Genomic DNA, 24,420 nt, shown 5'->3' on the forward strand with positions numbered 1-24,420 from the left:
ACACACCGCTGCCGAATAGTTAGTGAATCTTGAAATCGATCGGTACGCTGACCCAGCCGTCCTGGGCCACATCGCCCTGTTTGGCCGGCACGAAGCTCCAACGCTTCACGGCGGTCAGTGCGGCGTCATCGAGTTGCTGGCGACCGCTGCTTTTCTGGACCTGGATCTCGCCCGGCTTGCCGCTGGCCAACACATGCACCCTGAGCAATACCGTGCCTTCCCAACCGCGACGCTGGGCCAGTGACGGGTACTCCGGCGCCGGGTTCTTCAGGTACGCGGCGTTCGCCGAGGCAGGTGTAACCGAGGCCGGCGACGGTGGCGCGGCTGGCGCGGGCGGTGCAGGCGGCGCCGGCGTAGGTGGCGCGGGCGGTTGCTCGACCGGTTTGGGTGCAGGCTTGGGCTCGGGCTTGGGCACCGGTTTGGGTTTTGGCTTGGGAATCGGTTTTGGCGGCACCGGCTTGGCAGCCAACTCATCCACCACCGGCGGCGGTGGCTCGACCACAGGTGGCGGTGGCGGCGGCACGGGCGGTGGCGGTTCAACCACCAGCGGTGCCGGCTGGGAAAATTCGATCGTCATCGGCGGGATTTCCGGCGGCACAATCGGCAATACCGGCGTCGGCTTCTGGCTCACCCAATAGATCACCGCACCGTGCAGCGCCAACACCAGTAAGCCGAGCAGCAGCCCTTCGCGACGGCTAGAGAAGCGCGTCGGGGTTTTCTGCAAACGCAACTGCCCCAACGGCGCCCGATGCGGCCGGCCAAGGTCGACCAACTCACCACCCGGTGCCTGGCGCCATTGCGCCTCGGGTGCACTGGCGGCGGTCTGGACATTGCCCATTGATTCACTCCCTACGGTCTTCACACAAAAAAACCGACAGGCCTGCCTTGGCGGCCGTCGAGGGCTGAATCATCGGGGCCAGACGCTTATCTCTTAAAGTAATCTTTAAAGTTATACATAGATCTAAATTGAATATGAGAAACATCCTGAAACGCCAAAGCCACGGCCTGCGCGGCCTGTGGCGAAGGTGCTGTTTTTCAATGCTTTTCAGGCATACAAAATATTCAGTGAAGGCATCGATTGTGGCGGGTGGGCTTGCCCCGCGTTGGGTCGCGCAGCAGACCCAGTGGGAGATAACGCGCTGTCAGGCATATCGGTTTGGCAGGTTTTGGGGCGGCTACGCAGCCCAACGCGGGGCAAGCCCGCTCGCCACGAACGCGGCGCTCGGCGACAGCTTTACGCTGGGCTGTTGGCGCATAACTCGAGCAATTGACGTTGCAACGTCTGCCCGGCTGCGCCCAACCCGCTGCGGCCGTATAACGCCAGGCGCACGCCTTGCACCGTGGGCAACCCACTGTCCTCGCCGAGCACCACGTGCCCAGGCTGCACCACCCGGCGTGGTAACAGGCTGATGCCGAGCCCCGCCGCCACTGCCGAACACACACTGGCCAGGCCGGCGCTGGAATAGCCGATGCGCCAGCGCCAGCCACCCACTTCCAGGTGATGCAGCATTTCATTGCGATACAACCCGCCCACCGGAAACGCCACCAGGGGCAACGGGTCGCGGCCCAAGGACGGCATGCTGCGGCTGTCGACCCAGCACAGGGGCTCCGGCCACGACGCCAGGCAGTCGTCGCTGTCACCCATTTGCTTGACCAGCAACACGTCGAACTCACCTGCACGGTATTGACGCTGCAGCTCCGGGCCGAGGCCGCTGGTGACTTCCAGGCGCACGCGCGGGTAGGCCACCACGAACGACGACAGCAACGGCATCAGCCGTTCAGCGGCAAAGTCTTCTGGCACCCCCAGGCGCAGCACGCCGTCGCTTTGCTGAGTGATCAGCACGTCGGCAGCCTCTTCATGCAGCGCGAGGATGCGCCGCGCGTACGCCAGCAAGCGTTCACCTTCGGCGGTGGCCACCACGCGGCGCTGATCGCGGTCGAGCAACTGGCACGCCACGGCCTCCTCCAGGCGGCGGATCTGCTGGCTCACGGTGGACTGGGTCACGTGCAGGCGCTCGGCGGCGCGGGTGAAATTGCCGCAATCCACCACGGCGACAAAACTGCGTAACAACACGGGGTCGAACATGGCGCTTCACCATTGCGTTTGCCACTGGTTGGCATGGTTATATTTAATTTCAGAATACCTCGCGAGCTGCCCATACTTCCTGCCTCTTTTGCACACCGAAAAGGTCTTGCATGCCGCTCAACCCTTCATTCATGAGCAGACTCGCCGGTTGGGGCCTGCTGGTCGTGCTTGGCCTGAACCTACGGCCGATCCTCAGTTCCATCAGCCCGTTGCTCGGCGAGATTCGCCAGGCCACAGGCCTGAGTTTCCAGAGCAGCGCCCTGCTTACCAGCCTGCCGGTGGTGTGCATGGGCCTGGTGGCGCTGGTCGGCGTACGCGTGGAGGCGCGACTGGGCGAGCGGCGCGGTATCGCTTTGGGCTTGATGATGATTCTGCTGGCGTGCCTGGCGCGCTGGTTGATGGGCCAGGCGTCGGCGTTGCTGGTCACGGCCTTGATCGGCGGCGCCGGTGTGGCGCTGATTCAGGCGTTGGTGCCGGCGATGATCAAGCGCGAATTCCATCACCGGGTGCCGGTGGCGATGGGTGTGTATTCAGCGTCGTTGATGGCCGGCGGCGGGCTGGCCGCACTGCTCAGCCCGGTGGTGGCCACGCATTTCCAGCAATGGCAGGCGGGGTTGGGCGTGTGGCTGTTGCCGGCGCTGGGGGCGTTGCTGTTGTGGGCCTGGTTGCCGTTGGGTGCGCCGCGCAATCCTCACATGGCGCCCGCATTCAAAGGCCTGCGCAATCGTCGCGCGTGGCTGCTGGCGCTGTATTTCGGTTTGGTGAACTGCGGCTACATGAGCCTGGTGGCGTGGCTGCCTGCGTACTATCAGCAACTGGGCTGGGGCGTGTTGCCGAGCGGTTCGTTGCTGGCCTTTATGACCATCTTCCAGGTGATCGCCGCGCTGTTGATGCCGGTGCTGGCGCAACGCGGTGTCGACCGTCGTCCGTTGCTGGGCATCAGCCTGTTGGCGCAAACCATCGGCTATCTGGGCCTGATCATCGCGCCGCTGGACTATCCGCACCTGTGGGTGGCGCTGTGCGGCTTCGGCCTGGGCGCGTGTTTCGCCCTGAGCCTGCTGCTGACCCTCGACCATCACCGCGACCCACGCCAGGCCGGGCAACTGGCCGCCTTCGTGCAAGGCGTGGGCTTTCTGATCAACGCAATTTCACCGTGGCTCACCGGCTGGCTGCGCCAACTCACCGGCGGCTTTGTCAGCGCCTGGGTGGTGCTGACGGTGACCGCGGTGGCTATGCTGCTGGTGACACGGGTGTTCAGCCCGGCCACCTATCGCAGCACATCAGAAGTCATAGCGCCCGGTCACGCCTAACGTGCGCGGTGTGCCCAGCAGGCCTTCGTAGCCGCCGTTGCCGCCGGTCCACAGGGTGGTGTAGTAAGTTTTGTCGAAGGCGTTTTTCAGCCACAACGACACGTCCCACTGCCCTTGCTGATAGTTGCCGCGCAGGCCGGTGGAGAGGTTGACCACGGCGTAGGCGGGGATCTGCCCGTAGTCGGAATCCTCCACGGTGCCCACCGCTTTGGAGCGGAACGCGTAGCTGGCAGTTACGTAGGGTTCGAAGCCGTTATCCAGGTTCCACTTGTACTCACCGTTGGCGTTGGCGATCCACTTGGATGCGCCGACCACCTGGTGGCCGGTCAGGTCGCAGGACGCCGGCGCGCCCGGACGCAGGCTGACTTCCGGTGGGCACGGCGCATCCTTGTAAGACAGGTAACTCACATCGTTGAACGAGCCGTTGAGGTTCAGCGTCAGGCCCTTGAGCGGCACCAGCGTGCTTTCCACTTCAACCCCGCGCGAGCGCACGGAGCCGGCGTTGGTCAGGTATTGCACGCGGTTGTCCTGGTCGTAGGCGTTGGTCTGGTAGCCGTTGACCTGAGTCCAGAACAGGTTGGCATTAAGCTGCAGGCGGCGGTCCCACAGCGTGCTCTTGAAGCCCAGCTCGGCGTTGTTGGCGCGCTCGGTGCCGATCAACAGTGAGTCGGCCCCGGCGGTCGGCGCGGAGCCCACGGCCAGGTTGACCCCACCGGATTTCTCGCCATGAGACAAGGTCGCGTAGCCCAGCAGGTTCTCATTGAAGTGATAGCTGAGGTTCAGCAGCCCCGACGGCGTTGCGCTGTACTGGCTGAGGTCGCCCGAGTCGTACACCCCGGCACGCCCGCGCCGCGCTGTGGCCGCCGCGCCGGTCACTGCCGCGCCACCCACTGGCGCATTGCGCGTGACCCAGGCGCTTTTCTCTTCATAGGTGCCGCGCAGGCCGGCGGTGAAATCCAGGCGCTCGGTGAGGTGCCAGGTGCCTTGGGCGAACAGGGCAAAACTGTCGGTGCGGATATGCCCGTTGCCAACGCTGCTCACATTGTTCAACGCGCCGGTTGGCGTGCCGTTCCAGATATCCGCCTTGGGCCCGTAGTAGGCAAAGGATTTGTTATCCAGCGAATTGCCGAAGTAATAGGCGCCGAGCACATAGTCGAAGAAGCCACCGGTAGGCGAGGCCAGGCGGAATTCCTGGGACCATTGTTTATCTTCCACCGACACCCCGGCGTTATACGCCGCCGGCACGTTGAGCCCGTCGTCGTTACGCGGGGTGAAATTCCACCAGCGATACGAGCTGACCGAGGTCAGGGTGAAGTCGCTGGGCAGGGTCCAGTTGGCCTCCACAGACGTGCCGCCCTGGAACACGGTGACGTGCTGGTCGTTGTCCAGATTGACCTTGCGGTGGGTGCCATCCACCAGTGTCGCTCCCGCCGCCGTCGCCCGCGATTGATACAGGTTGGTGCCATTGATGGTCGGCCCGGTGCTGTACAGCACGCGCGTGCCGGCGCTGGAATCTTCCTCGTTGTAGTCGCCGATCCAGCGCAGGTTGAATGTCTCGCTGGGCTTGTACAGCAACTGCCCGCGAAAGCCCTGGCGTGAACCGCCATTGAGGTCGTGGCCGTTGTATTCGTTCTTGATGTCGCCGTCGCTGCGCGTGCGATAGGCCGAAAAACGCCCGGCCAGGTCATCGGTGAGCGGGCCCGAAATGGTGCCCTTGGTCTGGAAATAACCGTCCTCGCCCAGCGAAGTTTCGATGCTGCGCTCCGGGGTAAAACTAGGCGCGCGGGTGCTGATATTGATCACGCCGGCGGTGGTGTTTTTTCCGAACAGCGTGCCTTGCGGGCCGCGCAACACTTCCAGCTGTTCGATGTCCATCAAATCAAACACCGCCATGCCCGGCCGGCCCAGGTACACGTTGTCGATGTACAGCCCCACGCTGCCTTCCAGGCCGTCGCTGGCCGGGTTGTTGCCCAAGCCGCGAATCGACACGCTGGACTGGCGCGCATGCATATAGGCGACGTTGACGCTGGGCACCAACTGCTGCAAATCCTGAATGCGATAGACCCGCTGACTCTCCAGCGCCTGGCCGCCGATGACGCTCATGGGCGTGGGCACTTCCTGGGCGCTTTCGGTACGCCGCCGGGCGGTCACAGTGACGGTCTCAAGCTGGCCGCTGGCGTTTTCGCCCTTGCTTGCCGGCGCGGGTGTTTCGGCGGCCTGGGTCGGCGACCAACTGGTGCTGCCGGCCAGTAACATGGCCATCGGCAAGGACTTCAACAGACTCATAAGCGGCTCCGGACCTCGGAAATATTCCCTATCGAATATTCCATTAGGTTATTTATTTATGTTTTTACGAACATTTACTGCATAAGAGATAGCCTTTATAAGGAGTCGACCTAATGCATAGCCAATGCATTTCCCGGATATTTTTGATGTGAAAAATGCATATCGATCTGCGCCAACTTCGCCACTTCATCGCCCTCGCTGAACAGCGCAGTTTTGTCGCGGCGGCGTTGGCCGTGAACCTCTCGCAGTCGGCGTTCAGCCGCAGCATCCAGGCGCTTGAACACAGCGCCGGGTGCCAACTCGTGGACCGTGGCCGCAAGGACCTGGCGCCCACCAAGCAGGGCCAGGTGCTGCTCGAACATGCGCGTCGGCTGGTCAGCGGCGCGCAGCAACTGGCCAACGAGATCAGCCAGTTCAATGGCCTTGAGGCCGGTGAATTGCGCTTCGGCTGCGGCCCGGCACCGGCGGCCGGGTTGATCCCGCGCGCCATCGGCAGTTTTATCGGGCGTTACCCCAAGGCACGTGTGCAGTTCCAGGTGGATGACTGGCAAAGCCTGAGCAAGCGCCTGCTCAGCGAAGAGTTCGAATTTTTCGTCGCCGACACCCGCCATTTCGAGGCCAACCCGGACTATCACACCCACCGCCTGCGCGCGCGGCGCTGGTATTTCTGCTGCCGCGTCGGGCACCCGTTGGCCACGCGCAGCAGCGTAAGCGCCGCCGAGCTGATGAGCTATCCACTGGCCGTGACCATCCGCCCGCCGAACCTGCGCAAGGTCATTGTCGACCTCAGCGGCCGGCCGGATTACCTGCCCAATGTGGAATGCGAAAACGGCTACAGCCTGATGGGCGTGGTGCTGCGTTCGGACGCTATCGGCATCGTCAGCGCCAACAGCGATGTGCTGCACATGGCGCGCGGCGAGTTGGTGTGCTTGACGATTGATGGGCTGGCTGAAGACTTGGAAGAGCGCTATACGCGCTACGGGATTGTCAGCCGCGCGGGGTATCGGTTGTCGCCGCTGGCGGAGGCGATGATTGAGCAGATCAAGCAGATTGATGAGTTGGATGAGGATGTGTGTGCATTGGAGAATGTCGCTGTTTGAGTAGCACCCATGCATTCCCTGCATAAAACCCAGTCCTCAAATGCACTTGCCAGTGCCCCTCCGAACAGCGAAAACCGTCACCTTTGTTCTGTTCGGTGAAGCCCCATGTCTCAACCAAACCCCGTGCGCAATGTGCTGTACATCATGTGCGACCAACTGCGCCGCGATTACCTGTCGTGCTACGGCCATGCGCATTTGCACACGCCGAATATCGACCGCCTCGCCGTTGCCGGCGTGCGCTTCAGCCGGGCCTACACCCAGGGCACCATTTGCGGGCCGTCGCGGATGTCGGCCTACACCGGGCGCTATGTCAGCAGCCATCAGGTGGCGTGGAACGCGGTGCCGCTGCCGCTCGAAGAGCTGACCATTGGCGATTACCTGCGCCCCCATGGCATCCGCACCGCACTGGTCGGCAAGACCCACGCCACGCCGAATCTGGACGCCCTGCAGCGCCTGAAGATCGACCCCGACAGCGCGCAGGCCGAGCCGCTGAATGAGGTCGGGTTTGACGCGTACATGCGCCACGACGGCATTTACCCAGACAGCCCACTGTTCGACGACAAACGCGAGTCCGCGCCTTACACCCATTACCTGCGTGAACAGGGCTACGACGGCCGCAACCCGTGGCATGAATGGGCCAATGCCGCCGCCGGTGAAAACGGTGAAATCCTCAGCGGCTGGCACATGCGTCACTCAGGCAAGCCTGCGCGCGTGGCGCAGGAGCATTCGGAAACCGTCTACACCACCGACCGCGCCATCGACTTTATCGCCGAACACGGCGAGCAGCCGTGGTGCCTGCACCTGTCCTACATCAAGCCGCACTGGCCCTATATCGCCCCGGCGCCGTACCACGCGCTGTATGGCGCCGAGCATATCCAGGCGCCCATTCAACCTGAACACACGAGCGATCACCCGGTTTACCACGCCTTCCGCCAGCACCAGGAGAGCCTGAATTTCTCCCGTGATGAGGTGCGGCTGACGGTGATTCCGACCTACATGGGCCTGATCAAACAGGTCGACGATCAACTCGGGCGGCTGTTCGATTTTCTGCAAAGTAACGGCCGTTGGGACGACACGCTGATCGTGTTCACCAGCGACCACGGCGACTTCCTCGGCGATCACTTCCTCGGTGAAAAAGAATTTCTGCTGGAGCCTGCGGTGGGCGTTCCGCTGATCGTGCGCGACCCGCGCGCCAGCGCCGACATCAGCCGTGGTTCAGTGGACGCACGCCTGGTGGAAACCATCGACGCCCTGCCAACCTTCCTCGACGCCCTGGGACTGCCAGCGGCTGACCACCGCCTGGAGGGCCGCTCGCTGATCCCGCTGTTGCACGGCAAGGACATCACTTGGCGCAACTACGCCATCGCCGAATACGACTATGCGTTCCAGGCCCCGGCCCGCGAGCGTCTGGAGCAGCCCATCGACCGCTGCCGCATGACCATGGTGCGCAGCGAGCGCTGGAAGTACCTGGCGTATGACGGCTTTCGCCCACAGCTGTTTGATCTGGAAAATGATCCACAGGAGTTGCACGACCTGGGCGCCGACCCGGCCTATGCGGCGGTGCGCGAGACGCACGTGGGGTATTTGTTTGAGTGGCTGCGCGGGTTGAAACGGCGCACCACTATCAGCCATGCAGAGATCGCGCTGCGTGGCCAACGCTTTCGGTATGGTGAGCCAGAGGCAGAGAAGGTCGTGCAGATAGGCGTCTGGTAAACACCAAAAACCCATGTGGGAGCTGGCTTGCCTGCGATGCCGGCACCTGGGTGTATCAGACACACCCCGGCGATGCTATCGCAGGCAAGCCAGCTCCCACACAGACCTGCTCCGACATTTGGAACTGGGTTCGCTTAGAGACCTTTGGTGGTTTTGCTGGATTGCCCTTGCACACCCACCGGCACGTCGCCCTTGAGCGTTACCCGGCGCACGATGCGTTCCTGGGTGCCGTAGTCATCCACCGCGTAATGCTGGGTGGCGCGGTTGTCCCAGATCGCTACGTCGCCGGCATTCCAGCGCCAGCGCACGGTGTTTTCAAGGCGGGTGACGTGGCTTTGCAGCAGGTTGAACAGCTGCGTCGAGTCCGCCTGGGAATAACCTTTGAGGCGCTTGACGAAGTGCCCCAGCAGCAAAGTTTTCTCGCCGCTGACCGGGTGCACACGCACCACTGGATGTTCGGTTTCGTACACCGTAGAGGTGAAAATTTTGCGGTACTCCTCAAGCTTTTCCACCGCTACGTCCGGCTTGCGCCCGGCGTAATCGTATTCGTTGCTGTGTATCGCCCACAGGTTGTCGGCCAGGGCGCGCAGCTCGACGCTGAGGTCGTTGTAGGCACTGGCGGTGTTGGCCCATACCGTATCGCCACCGGATTTTGGCGCCAGCACCGAACGCAGAATCGAGGCTTTCGGGTAGGCGTCGACGAAGGTCACGTCGGTGTGCCAGGAGTTGGCGCGCTGGCCGCGCGTGCCGTCCAGTTCCAGCAGGAACCGCGTGCCGTCGCGCACCGGCACGGTCGGGTGGGCTATCGGCTCACCGAGCAGGTGAGCGAAGGCTTCCTGGCTCTGGTCATCAAGGTGGGTCTGCTCGCGAAAGAAGATCACTTTGTACTGCACCAGCGCTTGCTGGATGGCGTCGACGGTGGCGGCATCCAGGTCACCGGACAGTTTGATGCCACGGATCTCGGCGCCGATGCGACCAGCAACCGGGTGGATGTCCAGCGCCTGGGCGACGGGTTGAACGGCTAATGCGGCGTTGCTCATGGTGAAGACCCTCATGTGCCTGCTGATGGTGGGGATGCTTTCCGGCAACGCTCTATTGATATGCATTTTAGATCTATCAAATGAATCAATGCTTCGTTGACGGAATAATAGCTTGCATTTAAAACCTCAGCTCCCTGGGTCGCAAATGCCTTCGACCTATTTTTCAAATGCCGGGAAAGCATATGGATCTTCGCCAACTGCGCTACTTCATCGCCCTCAACGAACACCGCAGTTTCGTGCGCGCAGCGGACGCCATGGGCATCACCCAACCCGCCTTCAGCCGCAGCATTCAAGGGCTGGAGCAAGAGTTCGGCTGCGTGCTGGTCGATCGCGGCAACAAGGATTTGCGCCCCACGCCCGAGGGCCAGGTGGTGCTGCAACACGCCTTGAGCCTGGTGCATGGCGCCGCCCTGCTGAGCAGTGAAGTGACGCGCATGACCAAACTCGATGCCGGTGACCTGCGCTTTGGCACCGGCCCGGCGCCGGCCGTGAAACTGGTGCCGGATGCGGTGGCACGGTTTATCGGTGCGCACCCGAAAATCCGCACCAGTTTCCAGGTGGACAACTGGGAGAAACTCAGCCGCGCCTTGAGCCGTGAAGAGATCGAATTTTTTATCGCCGACATTCGCCAGTTCGAAGCCGACCCGAACTTCCAGACCCGCGCACTGACGCCCAAGCGCGGGGTGTTTTTTTGCCGACCGGGGCACCCGCTATTGGCCAAGGACAGCTTGTCGACCAACGACATGTTCGACTACCCGCTGGCCTCACCGTTGATCTCCCAGGGCATTCGCAAACTGCTGGCGAACCTGAGTGGGCGCATGGACTTTTCACCGAGCATTCAGACCGAGCATTTCCCGGCGCTGGTGAAGATCGTGCTGCAGTCCGATGCGATTGGCGTGGGCACTGAAGAGGCGTTTGCCGAAGACATCGCCCAGGGCTCGCTGATGCTGCTGCACTGGCGCAACCTGCCGCAGAACCTGGAGACCATGAGCGCGCGTTGCGGGATTGTCAGCCGCACCGGATCGCGGTTGTCGCCGGCGGCCAAGGCGATGATTGAGACGTTGGTGGCGGTGGACAGGCAGGAGGTGAGTGTGGCGGTTTGAAGGCCTCATCGCGGGCAAGCCCACTCCCACAGTTGGAATACATTCCCCTGTGGGAGCGGGCTTGCCCGCGATGGCGATAACCCAGCCACCACCAGCCTCAGAGCCCCGCCGCCGCCAAGTTCGGCGCCACCCAATCACTCACCTGAAACGACTTGCGGATCAGCCGCTCCTTGGACGCCAAGTCCACCGCGTCCTGCAATTTGCCGAGGAACACCGGGTCCAGGGTCGAGGGGAAAATCTCGCTGAGTTTCTGGTCTTTCAGATCGTTGGTCAGGATCACCGGCGGGTAACTGGCCAACCCCGACACCAGGTCGATGTAAGCCTGCTTGTTGTTGTCATCGGTCAACCACTGCACCGCCTGCTGCTGAGCCTTGAGCAACGTGGCCACGGCTTGAGGGTGTTCATCCACAAACTTGGCACTGCCCACCAGCACCGCCTGCACGCTGCCGGCGCCACCGATGTCCTTGGTGGTCAGCGGTATTTCGGCCAGGCCCTTGGCTTGCAGCGCCGTGAGGCCTGAACCGCCCCAGGTGGCGTCAATCTGCTTGGCGGCCAGGGCGGCAATGGCGGCGCTGAAGTCCAGGTTGATGACTTTCAGATCCTTCTCACTCAAACCCTGGCTGGCCAGCGCGGTGTCGAATGACAACTGGCTGGCCGTGCCGCGGAACACGGCGACGCGCTTGCCCTTGAGGTCTTGCAAGGTCTTGATGCCGGAGCCTGGCACCACGGCGAGGTAATGCTTGACGCCACGCGCCGAGGCGCTGAGCAAGCGCGTGTCCAGGCCATTGGAGCGACCGATGATCGCCGCCAGGTCGCCCAGGTAAGCCAGGTCCACCTGGCCGTTGGCAAAGGCCTCATTGATCACCGGGCCTGCGCCCTTGAAGTAATTCCACTGAATCTTGATGCCTTGGTCGGCAAAGGCCTTTTCGAAGATCTGCTGACTTTGCAGTACATCGGTCACCCCACCGCCGCTGTGCTGGCTGCCCGCACTGAGGTCGGGCACGGCGATGCGAATTTCCGTGAGATCGGCAGCGTGCACCAACCCCGCCAGGGCGGTGCCGGCGAACAGGCTGATCAGACGTTTGAAGGGCAGTTTCATAAGCGCAGCTCCTGGTGGGCGACGGTCGCCTGGGGAGCAGAAAGTAGGCACAGCCCGATCAAAACTTTAAATACTATAAATTCACAATTTAATAGCTTTTTGGACTATGCGAGCTAAAACGCAGGCTCCAGAGGGATATGCATAAACAGCATTGAAAATATTCTTCGAATGCATTGGATGCGTGTCGGACAGAGGCTTTAAATGATTTTTCTTATCCCACAATCATCTTGATTGCATTTTTATAAGATCGAAATCACATAACGCCCACGGCGACAACGGAGGTCCTCCATGGCCCGAATTTCACTTCTGAGCCTACCTCTGGCGGCCACCGGCAAAGACGCCGCGCCGCGCTGGCCGACATTGAGCGAACGCCTCATACCCTGGCTGCTGCCGCTGGGACTGTTTGCGCTGTGGTGGCTGGCCAGCCGCAATCACTGGATGAGCGAGCAGATTCTGCCGCCGCCCTCGCTGGTCTGGAGCAGCGCCGTGGAACTGGCCGGCGGCGAGTTGTGGAGCCATCTGGCGATCAGCGTGCAGCGTTTGTTCTGGGGGCTGCTGGCCGGTGTCGGCGCAGGCGCCCTTTTGGGCGCGCTGTTGGGGTTCAGCGCCCGCGCGGAGCGCCTGATATTTCCAACCTTCAGCGCGCTGTCGCAAGTGCCGACCCTGGCATGGATTCCGCTGTTCATGGTGTTTTTCGGCATCGGCGAAACCCTGAAACTGGTGGTGCTGGTCAAGGCAATCGTAGTGCCCGTCACCCTGCATACCCTGGTCGGCGTGCGTGATGCCCAGCCCAACCTGCGTGAAGCCGCCCGCGTGCTGCGCCTGCCCCCGCACCTGTTGATCCGCCGCCTGATCCTGCCCGCCGCGCTGCCGGCATTCATGGCCGGGGTACGCCTGGCCTTGGCAGCCGGCTGGACGTCGTTGCTGGCGGTGGAGTTGCTGGCGTCCAGTGAAGGCATCGGCTACCTGATGGTCTGGGCGCGCCAGTTGTTCATGCTCGACATCGTGTTCGTGTGCATCGTGGTCATCGGCGTGCTGGGCGTGGTGATGGACCGCGGCATCGGCTGGCTGGATCGCAAATGGGTGCACTGGCCGCACCCGGCCACCGCGCAGATTCGTCGCGGGCCGCGCTATCAAGGCTGGCAGCGCCTGCAACCGTGGTTACTGCCGCTGCTGTTGGTAGCGTTGTGGCAGGCGGCGACGCAGCAGGGCTGGGTGGACGCCAATATTCTGGTCAGCCCATGGACGGTGCTGCAAACCACAGGCGCCGGCGTGCGGGATGGCAGCCTGTCCGGCGCCCTGGGCAAAAGCCTGGGCCGCACACTGGGCGGCCTGCTGCTGGGCGGCGGCCTGGGCTTTGCAATGGGCCTGTGGCTGGGGCTGTCGCGACGCAGTGAGCGCGTACTCGGCCCGACCTTGGCCGCACTGCGCCAGATCGCCATTTTTGCCTGGGTGCCATTGCTCACCGCGTGGTTCGGCCTGGGCGAGTTGGCCAAGTCGGTGTTTATCGCACTCGCCGCGTTTTTCCCGCTGTTTATCGCCACCCAACGCAGCGTGCTCAACCTGTCGCCGCAACTGCGCGAGGCCGCGCAAGTGTTGCGCCTGAGCCTGTTGCAACGCCTGCGCCGTCTGGTGTTGCCAGGCGCGGCGGCGGGGATTTTCGCCGGCCTGCGCCTGAGCCTGATCTACGCCTGGCTCGGCACCATCGGCGCGGAATACTTCATGCCGTCCAATGGCGGCATCGGCAGCCTGATGATCGGCGCCCAGCAACTGCTGCGCATGGACGTGATCATGGGCGGCATGCTGCTGGTCGGCCTTACCGGCGCCACGCTCAATGTTATCGGCCAACGCATCGAAACCCGCGCCACCCGCTGGAGACACGCATGAACGCACCTATCGTCCGCTTCAACCATGTGGGCAAGTCCTTCGACGTCGACGGCTTCGCGTTGGAAGCCATTCGTGAATTCAACCTGGAGATTGCCGAGGGCGAATTCGTCGCAATTGTCGGCTCCAGCGGCTGCGGCAAATCCACCCTGCTGCGCCTGTTGGTGGGGCTCGATACGCAGTTTCGCGGCGACATCCAGGTCGACGGTAAGGCCGTAGACGGCATCGGCGGCGAGCGCGGCATTGTGTTCCAGGAGCACCGCCTGTTCCCCTGGCTGACCGTGGCGCAAAACATCGGCCTGGGTCTGGTCAACGAGCCGCTGAGCGAAGCCGAGCGCAACCGCCGCATCAGCGACTTTATCGAGCTGGTGGGCCTGAGCGACTTCACCCGCGCCTATCCCCATCAGCTGTCCGGCGGCATGGCGCAACGGGTGGCGATCGCCCGTGGCCTGGTCGCCAGCCCGCGCATCCTGCTGCTGGACGAGCCGTTCGGCGCCCTTGACGCACTGACCCGCCAACAAATGCAGGACGAGCTGTTGGCGATCCGCGCGCGCGCCAGGATCACCACGGTGTTGGTGACCCACGACGTGGAAGAGGCGATTTTCCTCGCCGACCGCGTGGTGGTGATGGAGCCCCGGCCTGGGCGGATCAAGCAAATCGTCGATATCGCCCTGCCCCATCCGCGCCAGCGCAGCAGCTTCGAATTCCACCAGCTGCGCGAAGAACTGCTGCATGAACTGATCAGCGATGACCACTATCAGCCGCCCGTGCGCGAACAGATTCGCGACCTGCCGCTGGCCTTTATTGCCTGCTGAAGAGGAGTGCCGTGATGCCGCAACGTCCCAATTTTCTCGTGATCCTGGCCGATGACATGGGTTTTTCCGACCTCGGTGCGTTTGGCGGGGAAATCTCTACGCCGCACCTGGATGCCCTGGCGCTCAAGGGTTTGCGCCTGACCGACTTCCACACCGCGCCGACCTGCTCTCCCACGCGCTCGATGCTGCTGACCGGCACCGACCATCACATCGCTGGCATCGGCACCATGGCCGAGGCGCTCACGCCGGAGCTGATCGGCAAACCGGGTTACGAGGGCTACCTCAACGACAACGTCGTGGCGCTGCCGGAGCTGCTGCGCGAGGCCGGTTACCAGACCTTGATGAGCGGCAAATGGCACCTGGGCCTCACCGCCGAACTGGCGCCGCATGCGCGGGGGTTCGAGCGGTCGTTCTCACTGTTGCCCGGCGCCGCCAACCACTATGGCTTTGAGCCGACCTATGACGACGACACGCCAGGCTTGCTCAAATCCACCCCGGCGCTGTACATCGAGGACGACACCTTCGTCGCGCAACTGCCCGAGGGGTTCTATTCCTCCGATGCGTTTGGCGACAAGCTGCTGCAGTACCTCAAGGAGCGCGACCAGGCGCGGCCGTTCTTCGCTTACCTGCCGTTTTCGGCGCCGCATTGGCCGTTGCAGGCGCCGGCGGACATTGTCGAAAAATACCGTGGCCGCTACGACGCCGGTCCCGAAGTGCTGCGCCTGGAACGCCTGGAAAAGCTCAAGGCGCTGGGGTTGATCGACGCCCATGTCGAGCCGCATCCGCTGATTGAGCTGAACACCCAATGGGCGGCCTTGAGCGATGAACAGCGCCAGCTCTCGGCCCGCGCGATGGAAGTGTATGCGGCGATGGTCGAGCGCATGGACTGGAACATCGGCCGGGTGGTGGAGTACCTGCGCCGCCAGGGGCAACTGGACAATACCTTCATCGTGTTCATGTCCGATAACGGCGCCGAGGGCGCGCTGCTGGAAGCCTTCCCCACGTTCGGGCCGCAGCTGTTGACCTATCTCAACCAGCATTACGACAACAGCCTGGAAAACATCGGCCGTGCCAACTCCTACGTCTGGTACGGGCCGTCATGGGCGCAGGTGGCGACCGCGCCCTCGCGGCTGTTCAAGGCGTTTACCACCGAGGGTGGCATTCGGGTGCCGGCGCTGGTGCATTACCCGCCACTGGCACTCAACGGGCGGATCAGCCATGGGTTCGGCACGGTGATGGATATTACGCCGACGATTCTGGACCTGGCCGGTGTACGCCACCCCGGCAAGCACTGGCGCGGCAAGCCAGTGGCGCCGTTGCGGGGCAAGTCGTGGCTGGGCTTTTTGTCCGGCGAGACCACCCAGGTGCACGACGAACATACCGTCACCGGCTGGGAGCTGTTCGGCCGCCGTGCGATTCGCCAGGGCCAATGGAAAGCCGTGTACATCCCAGGCCCGGCAGGGCCGGCGACGTGGCAACTGTATGACTTGGGCCAGGACCCCGGAGAAATCCATGATCTGGCCTTGAGTCACCCGGACAAACTCGAGACCCTGATCGGCCACTGGCAGCAGTACGTGGACGAGACCGGCGTGGTGCTCAGCGCGTCGCCGTTTCAGCCGGATTGAGCCCGGCCTGTGTGCGGGCCTGCGGTTCCAGGCGGTTGGCCCGCGCAAAGGTGCCGAAATCGTTGAAGCGCACGCCCATCTCGCGCATGACCTTGTGCGCCACCCTGGCGGTCATCTGGCGGATGTAAAACGGCTCTTTCACCACAAAATGGTGGATGCCATGGGTGCTGCCGAAGTTGAAGCAAAAGGCTTGCAGCGGCCACATCCACCACGGGTTGAGCACCTGGGTTTGCTGGATCACATTGCCCAGCTCCACATCACCGTAGTAGTGCATGTTGGAGCTGACAAAGTGCAGGCAGAAGGTGCGCAGCACGTTGGGGCCAATGATCACCACGGCGGCGATGTCGATCACCTGCATCACCTGCAAGGTGCCAGCTGACCAGGCGATCGGCGCGCCCATCAGGCTGGCAATGCCATTGGCCGCATGAAAGCCCAAAAACACATACCACGCGCCCCAATGCAGCAGCGCCAAGGGCGCGTACACCAACAGCGAGCGCTTGAGGATGTTGAATTTGTGCTTCCAGGTCCTGGCGCGCAGCATGCGGATGAACGCCGACATGAAGTTGTCACCCACCATCAGCAACCGCGCCAGGCCCCACGGTTCGCCATTGGTGATGGCGCGTTCTTCCATATCGGTCTCGGTGCCGGACACCTTGTGGTGATTGAGGTGCAGATGCCGGCGTATCCACGGGTTGATGGTGCTCGGCCGCGCCAGCCATACCAGGCCCATCATCAGGTTGTGGGGCAGGCGTTGCTTGCGAAAGTACATGCTGTGGATCAGGTCGTGTTCCAGCTCGTGGGTCAGCGAGGCGAGGAAGGCATTGAGCAACAGGCATACCCACCACGCCATGTGGCCGGTGATGTAGAGCGCCGCCGAGCCGAGCATGCCCAGCAAGGCAAACGCCAGAATGCCCGCGCCCAGGGCGTCCTGGTGCCGCAGCCAGGGGTGCTGCTGGCGTAATCTGGCCCCTTCGGCGAGCACCACGTCACGGATATGCGCTGAACGCTGTTGTGCGTTCATCTGCTGGGGACTTGCAGAAGTACCGTCCATGCTTCCATCCTCTTGGTTATTGATTGATGCATCCTGGCCCAAGCGGTGCGCCAGGGCATCAGCCCCACACGCCAACCTGTTGACCGCAAGCGCCAATCGTCATGCCCGAAGCCACTTCCCTCGCCAGCTGGACCCGCGCCCTGCGCAAGCAGCTCGACGCCCTGGACCTCGACAGCGCCGCCCTGTGCGCGCAAGCCGGGCTCGACCCGCAGCAGATGGACGACCCCAACGCGCGCTATCCGTTGTCGGCCACCACTCGGTTATGGGCACTGGCCGTGCAGGCCAGCGGCGACCCGGCCATCGGCTTGCGGGTGTCGCGGTTTGTCAGCCCGACCACCTTTCATGCGCTGGGTTATGCGTTGGTGGCCAGCGGCAGCTTGCGCGAGGTGTTCGAGCGGATCGTGCGTTATCACCAAGTGGTCAGCGATGCCCTGACGCTGGAGCTTAGTCGAGAGGGCGAGCGCTATTGCTTTCGCCTGCTGCAACCCGTTGGCAGCCCGGCACCGGCGCTGGAAGCGATTGATGCGTTTGCAGCGATCTATGTGCGCACCTGCCGAAATCGGCTGGGCCGTGAGTACGCGCCGCTGGCGGTGTACCTGCAGCGCCCGGAGCCGGCCGATCCCACGCCGTGGCACACGGTGTTTCGCGCACCGGTGTTCTTTGGCGCCGAGGAAGACCGCCTGGAGTTTGCCGCGCGGGACTTCGACAGCCACTTGGATGACGCCAACCCGGAGTTGGCCGAACACAATGAAACCGTGCTCAAACGCACCCTCGCCCAGCTGCAACCGCTGACCTGGGAGCGCAAGGTGCGCGCGGCCATCGAGGCGCAATTGCCGGAGGGTGAGCCGAGTGCCGAACGGATCGCCCAGGCGTTGCATTTGAGTTTGCGCAGCTTGCAACGGCATCTGGCCGATGAAGGCTGCCGGTTTGACGCGTTGCTCAATGAATGTCGGGAGAATCTCGCGCTGCTGCACTTGCGGGATCCACAGTGCTCATTGGCCGAGATCAGCCACTTGCTTGGGTTTGCCGATACCAGCAGTTTCAATCGGGCGTTCAAGCGCTGGACGGGGATGACGCCGGGGCAGTTTCGAGATGGGTTGCGTTAGGTAGGGCCCCTTCGGGGGCAAGCCCCCTCCCACATTTGACTGCGTTAACAAATCAAAAGGTGGGAGCGGGCTTGCTCGCGAAGACGGTGGATCAGGCCCTGCAGATCCTGGATCAATCAGCGCCTTCGGGGGCAAGCCCCCTCCCACATCTTGATGTGTGAATGCAGTCAAAGGTGGGAGCGAGCTTGCTCGCGAAGGCGGTGGATCAGGCCATGCAAGTCTTGGATCAATCAGCGCCTTCGGGGGAAAGCCCCCTCCCACATTTTGATGTGTGAATGCAGTCAACGGTGGGAGCGGGCTTGCTCGCGAAGGCGGTGGATCAGACCATGCACATCCTGGATCAATCAGCGCCTTCGGGGGCAAGCCCCCTCCCACATTTGAGTGCGTTAACAAATCAAAAGGTGGGAGCGGGCTTGCTCGCGAAGGCGGTGGATCAGGCCATGCACATCCTGGATCAATCAGCGCCCACGATCGCGGCGCAGTAACTTTCTTGCCCGCGCCGCCAACGCCTTGGCATCAAAGGGCTTGAGCAAATAATCATCTTCATGCAATTCCAACCCGCGCAGCCGGTCTTCAATCCCGCCCGGCGTGGTCAGGAACAACACCGGCGTCTCGCCCTTCAACCGAATAGCCTGCTGCAACTTCCAGGCGTTCAAGCCCGGCAACATCACATCCAGAATCACCAGCTCGTACTCGGTACTCTCCACGAAGCGCAACGCGGCCATGCCATTGGCTGCGACCTCCACGGTGTAGCCGGCCTCGTTCAAACCCCGGGCCATCCGCTGTGCCTCTTCGGTTTCATGTTCCACTAACAGCACGCGCATAACACACCTCGATTGATCAGGTTTGCAGGCTATCACCCTCAGGTCTGCGCCGCCTCACGCAAGCGATGAGCATCGAGGATTTCAATTTCCCCGTAGCCCAGGCGCACGACGCCCTGGGCTTGCAGGTCCTTGAGCAAGGCGTTGGTGGTCTGGCGTGACAGGCTCAACATCGCCGCCAGGTCTTCCTGGGGCAGTTGCAGCACACGTTTTGAGTGCTCGGTATCGCCGTAACCTTCAACGATCATCAGTAAACGGTGCGCCAGCCGCACCGAGGCCGGCATCAGGCTCAGGTGCTCGATATTGATAAAGCTCAGGCGCAGTTTCTGGCTCATCAGCAAGGCCAGGTCGCGCCAGTACTGCGGGGACTCATCAAGAATGTTCAGCAGCGCCTGCTGCGGCACCTGCAACAGCGTGCACGGCCCCACGGCGCAGGCGTCGTGGGTGCGCGGCAAGCTGTCGAACAGGCAGATTTCGCCGAACCAATACGGCCGCTCTACCAGGCTCAATAGCGCTTCCTTACCGTGTTCGTTCACCGCGCTGATGCGCAGCGTGCCGTCGAGCACCGCATACAGGCCACAGGGCGGGTCGCCGCGCTTGAACAGGTATTGCCCCGCCGCCAGCTGGCGCTGCCGGGCACTGGCCAGCAGGCTATGCTGAAAAGAGGCAGGCAAGTGGCTGAACCAATGACCGCTGGCCAGCTGCGAGCGCCATTTCTCTGTGTCCATGCGAACTCCGAAGATTGTCGCCCAGCTGACAGTCAGTCACAGGCTGGCAGGGCATGATCAAGCATCCTACAGGAGGAACAACAATGAAAAGCCTCGTCGAGCACCTCAGTCAATACGCCGCCTATCACCGCGACCCGCGCAATATCGCCAGCCACTTTGTCGGTATCCCGTTAATCGTGGTCGCCGTGGCGGTGCTGTTGTCGCGCCCCGAATGGGCCGTCGGTAGCCTGTGGATATCTCCGGCAGTGCTACTCGCGCTGTTTTCGGCATGGTTTTACTTGCGCCTGGAACTGGCCCTGGGCGTGCTGATGACGGTGTTGATGGGCTTGGCGGTGTGGGCCGGGCATGTGCTGGCGGCACAGAGCACAGCGGTGTGGCTGGGCAGCGGCATCGGGATGTTTGTGGTGGGTTGGGCGATTCAGTTTGTCGGGCACTACTACGAAGGCAGGAAGCCGGCGTTTGTGGATGATGTGTCGGGATTGATTGTGGGGCCGTTGTTTGTGGTCGCGGAGTTGGCGTTTGTGCTGGGGTTGCGGCATGACATCAAGGAGCAGATTGAGGCGCGGTCCGGCCCGGTAGAACGCCGCGATCTAAAGCCGAGCAAGGTCTGAATGTGGGAGCTGGCTTGCCTGTGATGCAGGCACCTCGGTGTATCAGTCACACCGCAGTGATGCTATCGCAGGCAAGCCAGCTCCCACACAAGCCCGCTCCCACAGGGGTTTTGCAGTGGGATCAGGCTTTTTGCCAGACCTTGGGTTTGAAGAACAAGGTCTCGCCACGCGCCAGACCAGTCAGGCTGTCGTGGTCTTTGACCACTTCGGCCTCGATCAACTCGCTTTGGCCTTCGACCTTGAGCGTCACCCGTGTAGTGGCGCCCAACGGCCGAATATCCCGCACTTCAGCCGCGTGGTGGTCTTCCAGTTCATGGCGCGACAACGACACTTCATGCGGGCGGAACAGCACGTGTTGGTCCTCACCCAAATGCAGGCGGTTGGAATCCCCCAGGAAGTGGTACACAAAATCGCTGGCCGGGTTCTCGTAGACTTCGCCCGGTGAACCAATCTGTTCGATCACGCCCTTGTTCATCACCACAATGCGGTCGGCGACTTCCATGGCCTCTTCCTGGTCGTGGGTCACGAACACCGAGGTCAGGTTGATGTCTTCGTGCAGACGCGCCAGCCAGCGGCGCAGCTCTTTACGCACCTTGGCGTCGAGGGCGCCGAACGGCTCATCCAGCAGCAACACTTTAGGCTCGACCGCCAGGGCGCGGGCCAGAGCGATACGCTGGCGCTGGCCACCGGAGAGTTGTTCCGGGTAGCGATCCGACAGCCAATCCAGCTGCACCATGTTCAGCAACTCGTGAACCTTGACCGCGATCTGGCTTTCGTTCGGGCGCTGGTTTTTCGGCTTCATGCGCAGGCCGAACGCGACGTTGTCGAACACGGTCATGTGACGGAACAGCGCGTAGTGCTGGAACACAAAACCGACGTTGCGATCACGTACATCGTGGCCGGACACGTCTTCACCGTGGAACACGATGCTGCCGGCATCCGGGGTTTCCAGGCCGGCGATGATGCGCAGCAAGGTGGTCTTGCCGCAGCCGGATGGGCCCAGCAACGCCACCAGCTCGCCACTCTGGATGTCCAGATTGATGCTGTTCAGGGCCTTGAAGGCGTTGAAATTCTTGCTGACATTACGGACTTCAATCGACATGACTTATTCCTCACCGGCGCTTTTGCGCAGGCGGTTGATACGGTTCTCGCTCCACTGCTTGAGCAGCAGGATGAAGAGCGCCAGGATCAGCAACAGGCTCGCGACGGCAAACGCGGCAACGTGGTTGTATTCGTTGTAGAGGATCTCGACGTGCAGCGGCAAGGTGTTGGTCACGCCGCGAATGTGGCCGGACACCACCGACACCGCACCGAACTCCCCCATCGCCCGCGCCGTACACAGCACCACGCCGTAAATCAGGCCCCACTTGATGTTCGGCACGGTCACGTGCCAGAACATCTGCCAGCCATTGGCACCGAGCAGGCGCGCGGCCTCTTCTTCCTGGGTGCCCTGCTCCTGCATCAGCGGGATCAGTTCACGGGCCACGAACGGCACCGTCACGAAGATGGTCGCCAGCACAATGCCCGGCAAGGCGAAGACGATCTGGATGTCGTGGTCTTGCAGCCACGGGCCGAAGAAGCCCTGGGCGCCGAACATCAGCACGTAGACCAGGCCGGCGATCACCGGCGACACCGAGAACGGCAGGTCGATCAGCGTGACCAGGATGCTCTTGCCACGGAATGAGTATTTGCTCACGCACCAGGCGGCGCTGACGCCGAACACCACGTTGAGCGGCACCGAAATCACCACGGCGATCACCGTCAGCTTCAGTGCCGACAGCGCGTCGGGTTCCAGGATCGCGGTGAAGAACGCGCCAAGGCCGTTCTTCAAACCCTGGGACACCACGATAAACAGCGGCAGCAGCAGGAACAGGAAGAACACCAGCCAGCCGAGGCTGATCAGGATGCGTCGCGACACCGCGCTGCCACGACGGGCGGCGTTGGCCGAAGACGCGGCGGAAATAGACGATTGGGACATGTTCCGCGCCTCCTTATGGGTGTTCGATGCGCCGCTGCAGCAAGTTGATCAGCAGCAGCAAAACAAAGGAAACCACCAGCATCAGCACACCGATGGAGGTGGCGCCGTGGTAGTCGTACTGGTCGAGCTTGACCATGATCAGCAGCGGCAGGATCTCGGTTTTCATCGGCATGTTGCCCGCGATGAAAATCACCGAGCCGTACTCACCGACGCCACGGGCGAAGGCCAGCGCGAAGCCGGTCAGCCAGGCGGGCAGCAACGCAGGCACGAGGATGTAGCGAAACACCTGCAAGGGCTTGGCGCCGAGACACGCGGCGGCTTCTTCGATTTCCCGAGGGATATCGGCCAACACCGGCTGCACCGTGCGCACCACGAATGGCAGCGTGACGAAGGTCAGCGCCAGGGTGATGCCCAGCGGGGTGTAGGCGATTTTGAAGCCCAGGTCAGCGGCGAACTGGCCGACCAGGCCGGTGGGGGTGTAGAGCGCAGTGAGTGCGATGCCGGCAACGGCGGTGGGCAGTGCGAAGGGCAGGTCGATCATCGCATCGATGATCTTGCGGCCGGGGAAGGTGTAGCGCACCAGCACCCAGGCCAGCAGCGTACCGATCACGCCGTTGATGATGGCGGCATACAGCGCCGTGCCGAAGCTCAGTTTCAACGCCGCCAGCACACGCGGTGCAGAGATGATGTTCCAGAACTGATCCCAAGTGAGTTGAGCGGCGTGTACAAACATCGCCGCCAGGGGGATGAGTACGATCAGGCTGAGGTACACCACGGTGTAGCCCAGCGTCAGCCCGAAGCCGGGTATGACGGGGGAAATACGACGCGACATAAGAGTCCTTGGTTAGCGGGTAGATACCACTATAGGAGCGAGCTTGTGTGGGAGCTGGCTCTTCTGTGGGAGCCGGGCTTGCCCGCGATGCAGGCACCTCGGTGTGTCAGTCACACCGGGGTGATGCTATCGCAGGCAAGCCAGCTTCCACACAAGCCCGGCTCCCACAGAAAGCTGGCTCCTACAGTTTAATTTGGCTTACTGCGCCGAGTAGATCTGGTCGAACACGCCACCGTCATTGAAGAATTTCGGTTGGGCAGTTTTCCAGCCGCCGAAGTCTTTGTCGATAGTCACCAGGTCCAGTTTCGGGAACTGCTGGGCGTATTTGGCGGCGACTTTCTCATCGCGTGGGCGGTAGAAGTTCTTCGCCGCAATCTCCTGGCCAGCCGGGCTGTACAGGTGCTTGAGGTATTCGGTGGCAATTTCGGTGTTGCCCTTTTTCTCGGCGTTCTTGTCGACCACGGCCACTGGCGGCTCGGCGAGGATCGACAGCGAAGGTACAACGATGTCGAACTTGTCGGCGCCGCCGTCTTCTTTCAGCGCCAGGAAGGCTTCGTTTTCCCAGGCCAGCAACACGTCACCCTGACCGTTGTTGACGAAGGTGATGGTCGAACCGCGCGCGCCGGTGTCGAGGATCGGCACGTGCTTGAACAGCTCTTTCACGTATTCCTGGGCCTTGGCTTCGCTGCCACCGGCTTTCAGGCCATAGGCCCAGGCGGCGAGGAAGTTCCAGCGGGCGCCGCCGGAGGTTTTCGGGTTCGGGGTGATCACGGACACGTCTTTCTTGATCAGGTCGCCCCAATCCTTGATGCCTTTAGGGTTGCCTTTGCGCACCAGGAACACGATGGTCGAGGTGTAGGGCGTGCTGGCGTCCGGCAGGCGGGTCTGCCAGTTTTCCGGCAGGGTCTTGCCCAATTTGGCGATTTCGTCGATGTCACCGGCCAGGGCCAGGGTCACTACGTCGGCGCGCAGGCCGTCGATCACCGCACGGCCTTGCTTGCCCGAACCACCGTGGGACTGTTGGATCTTGACGTTGTCGCCGGGGTGGGACTGTTTCCAGAAGGTGGTGAACTCAGCGTTGTAGTCCTGGTACAGCTCACGGGTCGGGTCATACGAGACGTTGAGCAACTCGTAGTCCTTGGCAACAGCGGAACCGGCAAACACGGCACTGGCCAGTGCGGCCAGGGCGTAACGGCGAATCGACGACATAGAAGGCTCCTGAAATTCTGGGT

The 24,420-nt window shown here is 62.4% G+C and carries 21 protein-coding genes; 9 read left to right on the top strand and 12 right to left on the bottom strand.

All coding sequences use genetic code 11. The features are described from left to right. Positions 1-19: 19 nt before the first annotated feature. Together NTD89_RS13445 and NTD89_RS13450 are read right to left on the bottom strand one after the other, a co-directional pair. Positions 20-838: an energy transducer TonB gene (locus NTD89_RS13445; RefSeq protein WP_262208167.1), complete on the bottom strand. Its 819-nt coding sequence runs from the start codon at positions 836-838 to the stop codon at positions 20-22. A 396-nt stretch (positions 839-1,234) separates the two neighbouring features. Beyond that, a complete protein-coding gene (locus NTD89_RS13450) occupies positions 1,235-2,086 on the bottom strand; it encodes a LysR family transcriptional regulator (protein WP_262208169.1) in 852 nt (283 codons plus the stop codon). 110 nt (positions 2,087-2,196) lie between these two features. Here NTD89_RS13450 and NTD89_RS13455 point away from each other — a divergent pair, with 110 nt between their 5' ends. Further along, entirely contained in the window at positions 2,197-3,396 is a 1,200-nt protein-coding gene (locus tag NTD89_RS13455; RefSeq protein ID WP_262208171.1) for a CynX/NimT family MFS transporter, read from the top strand. Here the strand turns inward: NTD89_RS13455 and NTD89_RS13460 are convergent. Beyond that, complete coding sequence (locus NTD89_RS13460) at positions 3,367-5,682, bottom strand: TonB-dependent receptor (RefSeq protein ID WP_145159730.1); 2,316 nt, start codon at positions 5,680-5,682, stop codon at positions 3,367-3,369. The genes NTD89_RS13455 and NTD89_RS13460 overlap by 30 nt on opposite strands. Before the next feature lie 155 nt (positions 5,683-5,837). On the opposite strand from NTD89_RS13460, the gene NTD89_RS13465 reads away from it, so the two are divergent. Both NTD89_RS13465 and NTD89_RS13470 read left to right on the top strand, forming a co-directional pair. Further along, positions 5,838-6,782 (top strand): LysR family transcriptional regulator, encoded by a 945-nt coding sequence (locus tag NTD89_RS13465; RefSeq protein ID WP_145159728.1) that lies wholly within the window; start codon positions 5,838-5,840, stop codon positions 6,780-6,782. A 105-nt stretch (positions 6,783-6,887) separates the two neighbouring features. Next, a complete protein-coding gene (locus NTD89_RS13470) occupies positions 6,888-8,495 on the top strand; it encodes an alkaline phosphatase family protein (RefSeq protein WP_262208173.1) in 1,608 nt (535 codons plus the stop codon). A 134-nt stretch (positions 8,496-8,629) separates the two neighbouring features. Here the strand turns inward: NTD89_RS13470 and NTD89_RS13475 are convergent, their stop codons facing one another. Next, on the bottom strand, positions 8,630-9,535 hold the full coding sequence (locus NTD89_RS13475; RefSeq protein ID WP_262208175.1) for a TauD/TfdA dioxygenase family protein: 906 nt from the start codon (positions 9,533-9,535) through the stop codon (positions 8,630-8,632). A 182-nt stretch (positions 9,536-9,717) separates the two neighbouring features. On the opposite strand from NTD89_RS13475, the gene NTD89_RS13480 reads away from it, so the two are divergent. Then, positions 9,718-10,638, top strand: a complete 921-nt coding sequence (locus NTD89_RS13480) for a LysR family transcriptional regulator (protein ID WP_262208177.1) — start codon at positions 9,718-9,720, stop codon at positions 10,636-10,638. A 97-nt stretch (positions 10,639-10,735) separates the two neighbouring features. Here the strand turns inward: NTD89_RS13480 and NTD89_RS13485 are convergent, their stop codons facing one another. Further along, positions 10,736-11,737, bottom strand: coding sequence for an ABC transporter substrate-binding protein (locus tag NTD89_RS13485; RefSeq protein WP_262208179.1), 1,002 nt, complete (start codon positions 11,735-11,737; stop codon positions 10,736-10,738). A 288-nt stretch (positions 11,738-12,025) separates the two neighbouring features. On the opposite strand from NTD89_RS13485, the gene NTD89_RS13490 reads away from it, so the two are divergent. The 3 genes from NTD89_RS13490 to NTD89_RS13500 are packed head-to-tail and all read left to right on the top strand — an operon-like array spanning position 12,026 to position 16,061. Further along, entirely contained in the window at positions 12,026-13,624 is a 1,599-nt protein-coding gene (locus NTD89_RS13490) for an ABC transporter permease (protein ID WP_262208181.1), read from the top strand. After that, positions 13,621-14,436, top strand: a complete 816-nt coding sequence (locus NTD89_RS13495) for an ABC transporter ATP-binding protein (protein ID WP_242201435.1) — start codon at positions 13,621-13,623, stop codon at positions 14,434-14,436. Before NTD89_RS13490 ends, NTD89_RS13495 begins: the two co-directional genes overlap by 4 nt. A 14-nt stretch (positions 14,437-14,450) precedes the next feature. Then, entirely contained in the window at positions 14,451-16,061 is a 1,611-nt protein-coding gene (locus tag NTD89_RS13500; protein ID WP_262208182.1) for an arylsulfatase, read from the top strand. Here NTD89_RS13500 and NTD89_RS13505 read toward each other — a convergent pair. Next, positions 16,033-17,112, bottom strand: a complete 1,080-nt coding sequence (locus NTD89_RS13505) for a fatty acid desaturase (RefSeq protein WP_262208184.1) — start codon at positions 17,110-17,112, stop codon at positions 16,033-16,035. The two genes, NTD89_RS13500 and NTD89_RS13505, sit on opposite strands and share 29 nt — an antisense overlap. Before the next feature lie 101 nt (positions 17,113-17,213). On the opposite strand from NTD89_RS13505, the gene NTD89_RS13510 reads away from it, so the two are divergent. Continuing rightward, positions 17,214-18,218: an AraC family transcriptional regulator gene (locus NTD89_RS13510; protein WP_145159709.1), complete on the top strand. Its 1,005-nt coding sequence runs from the start codon at positions 17,214-17,216 to the stop codon at positions 18,216-18,218. A 458-nt stretch (positions 18,219-18,676) separates the two neighbouring features. Here NTD89_RS13510 and NTD89_RS13515 read toward each other — a convergent pair whose 3' ends face one another. Together NTD89_RS13515 and NTD89_RS13520 are read right to left on the bottom strand one after the other, a co-directional pair. Then, positions 18,677-19,042, bottom strand: a complete 366-nt coding sequence (locus NTD89_RS13515; RefSeq protein WP_119738264.1) for a response regulator — start codon at positions 19,040-19,042, stop codon at positions 18,677-18,679. A gap of 38 nt (positions 19,043-19,080) precedes the next feature. Further along, complete coding sequence (locus NTD89_RS13520; protein WP_262208188.1) at positions 19,081-19,767, bottom strand: Crp/Fnr family transcriptional regulator; 687 nt, start codon at positions 19,765-19,767, stop codon at positions 19,081-19,083. An 83-nt stretch (positions 19,768-19,850) separates the two neighbouring features. On the opposite strand from NTD89_RS13520, the gene NTD89_RS13525 reads away from it, so the two are divergent. Then, positions 19,851-20,378, top strand: coding sequence for a DUF962 domain-containing protein (locus NTD89_RS13525; protein WP_262208190.1), 528 nt, complete (start codon positions 19,851-19,853; stop codon positions 20,376-20,378). A 121-nt stretch (positions 20,379-20,499) separates the two neighbouring features. Here the strand turns inward: NTD89_RS13525 and NTD89_RS13530 are convergent, their stop codons facing one another. From NTD89_RS13530 to NTD89_RS13545, 4 genes are all read right to left on the bottom strand, one after another. After that, on the bottom strand, positions 20,500-21,480 hold the full coding sequence (locus tag NTD89_RS13530) for a sulfate/molybdate ABC transporter ATP-binding protein (protein ID WP_145159703.1): 981 nt from the start codon (positions 21,478-21,480) through the stop codon (positions 20,500-20,502). A gap of 3 nt (positions 21,481-21,483) precedes the next feature. Beyond that, the gene (cysW, locus tag NTD89_RS13535; RefSeq protein WP_003218139.1) at positions 21,484-22,356 is read right to left on the bottom strand and encodes a sulfate ABC transporter permease subunit CysW; all 873 of its coding nucleotides are present in this window, start codon (positions 22,354-22,356) and stop codon (positions 21,484-21,486) included. 13 nt (positions 22,357-22,369) lie between these two features. Next, positions 22,370-23,188 (bottom strand): sulfate ABC transporter permease subunit CysT, encoded by an 819-nt coding sequence (gene cysT, locus NTD89_RS13540; RefSeq protein WP_003218141.1) that lies wholly within the window; start codon positions 23,186-23,188, stop codon positions 22,370-22,372. Between the two features lie 198 nt (positions 23,189-23,386). Next, a complete protein-coding gene (locus NTD89_RS13545; RefSeq protein ID WP_106577355.1) occupies positions 23,387-24,397 on the bottom strand; it encodes a sulfate ABC transporter substrate-binding protein in 1,011 nt (336 codons plus the stop codon). Positions 24,398-24,420 lie beyond the last annotated feature (23 nt).

It is taken from the genome of Pseudomonas sp. 14P_5.3_Bac1 (genome assembly GCF_025466135.1).
Lineage (GTDB): Bacteria > Pseudomonadota > Gammaproteobacteria > Pseudomonadales > Pseudomonadaceae > Aquipseudomonas.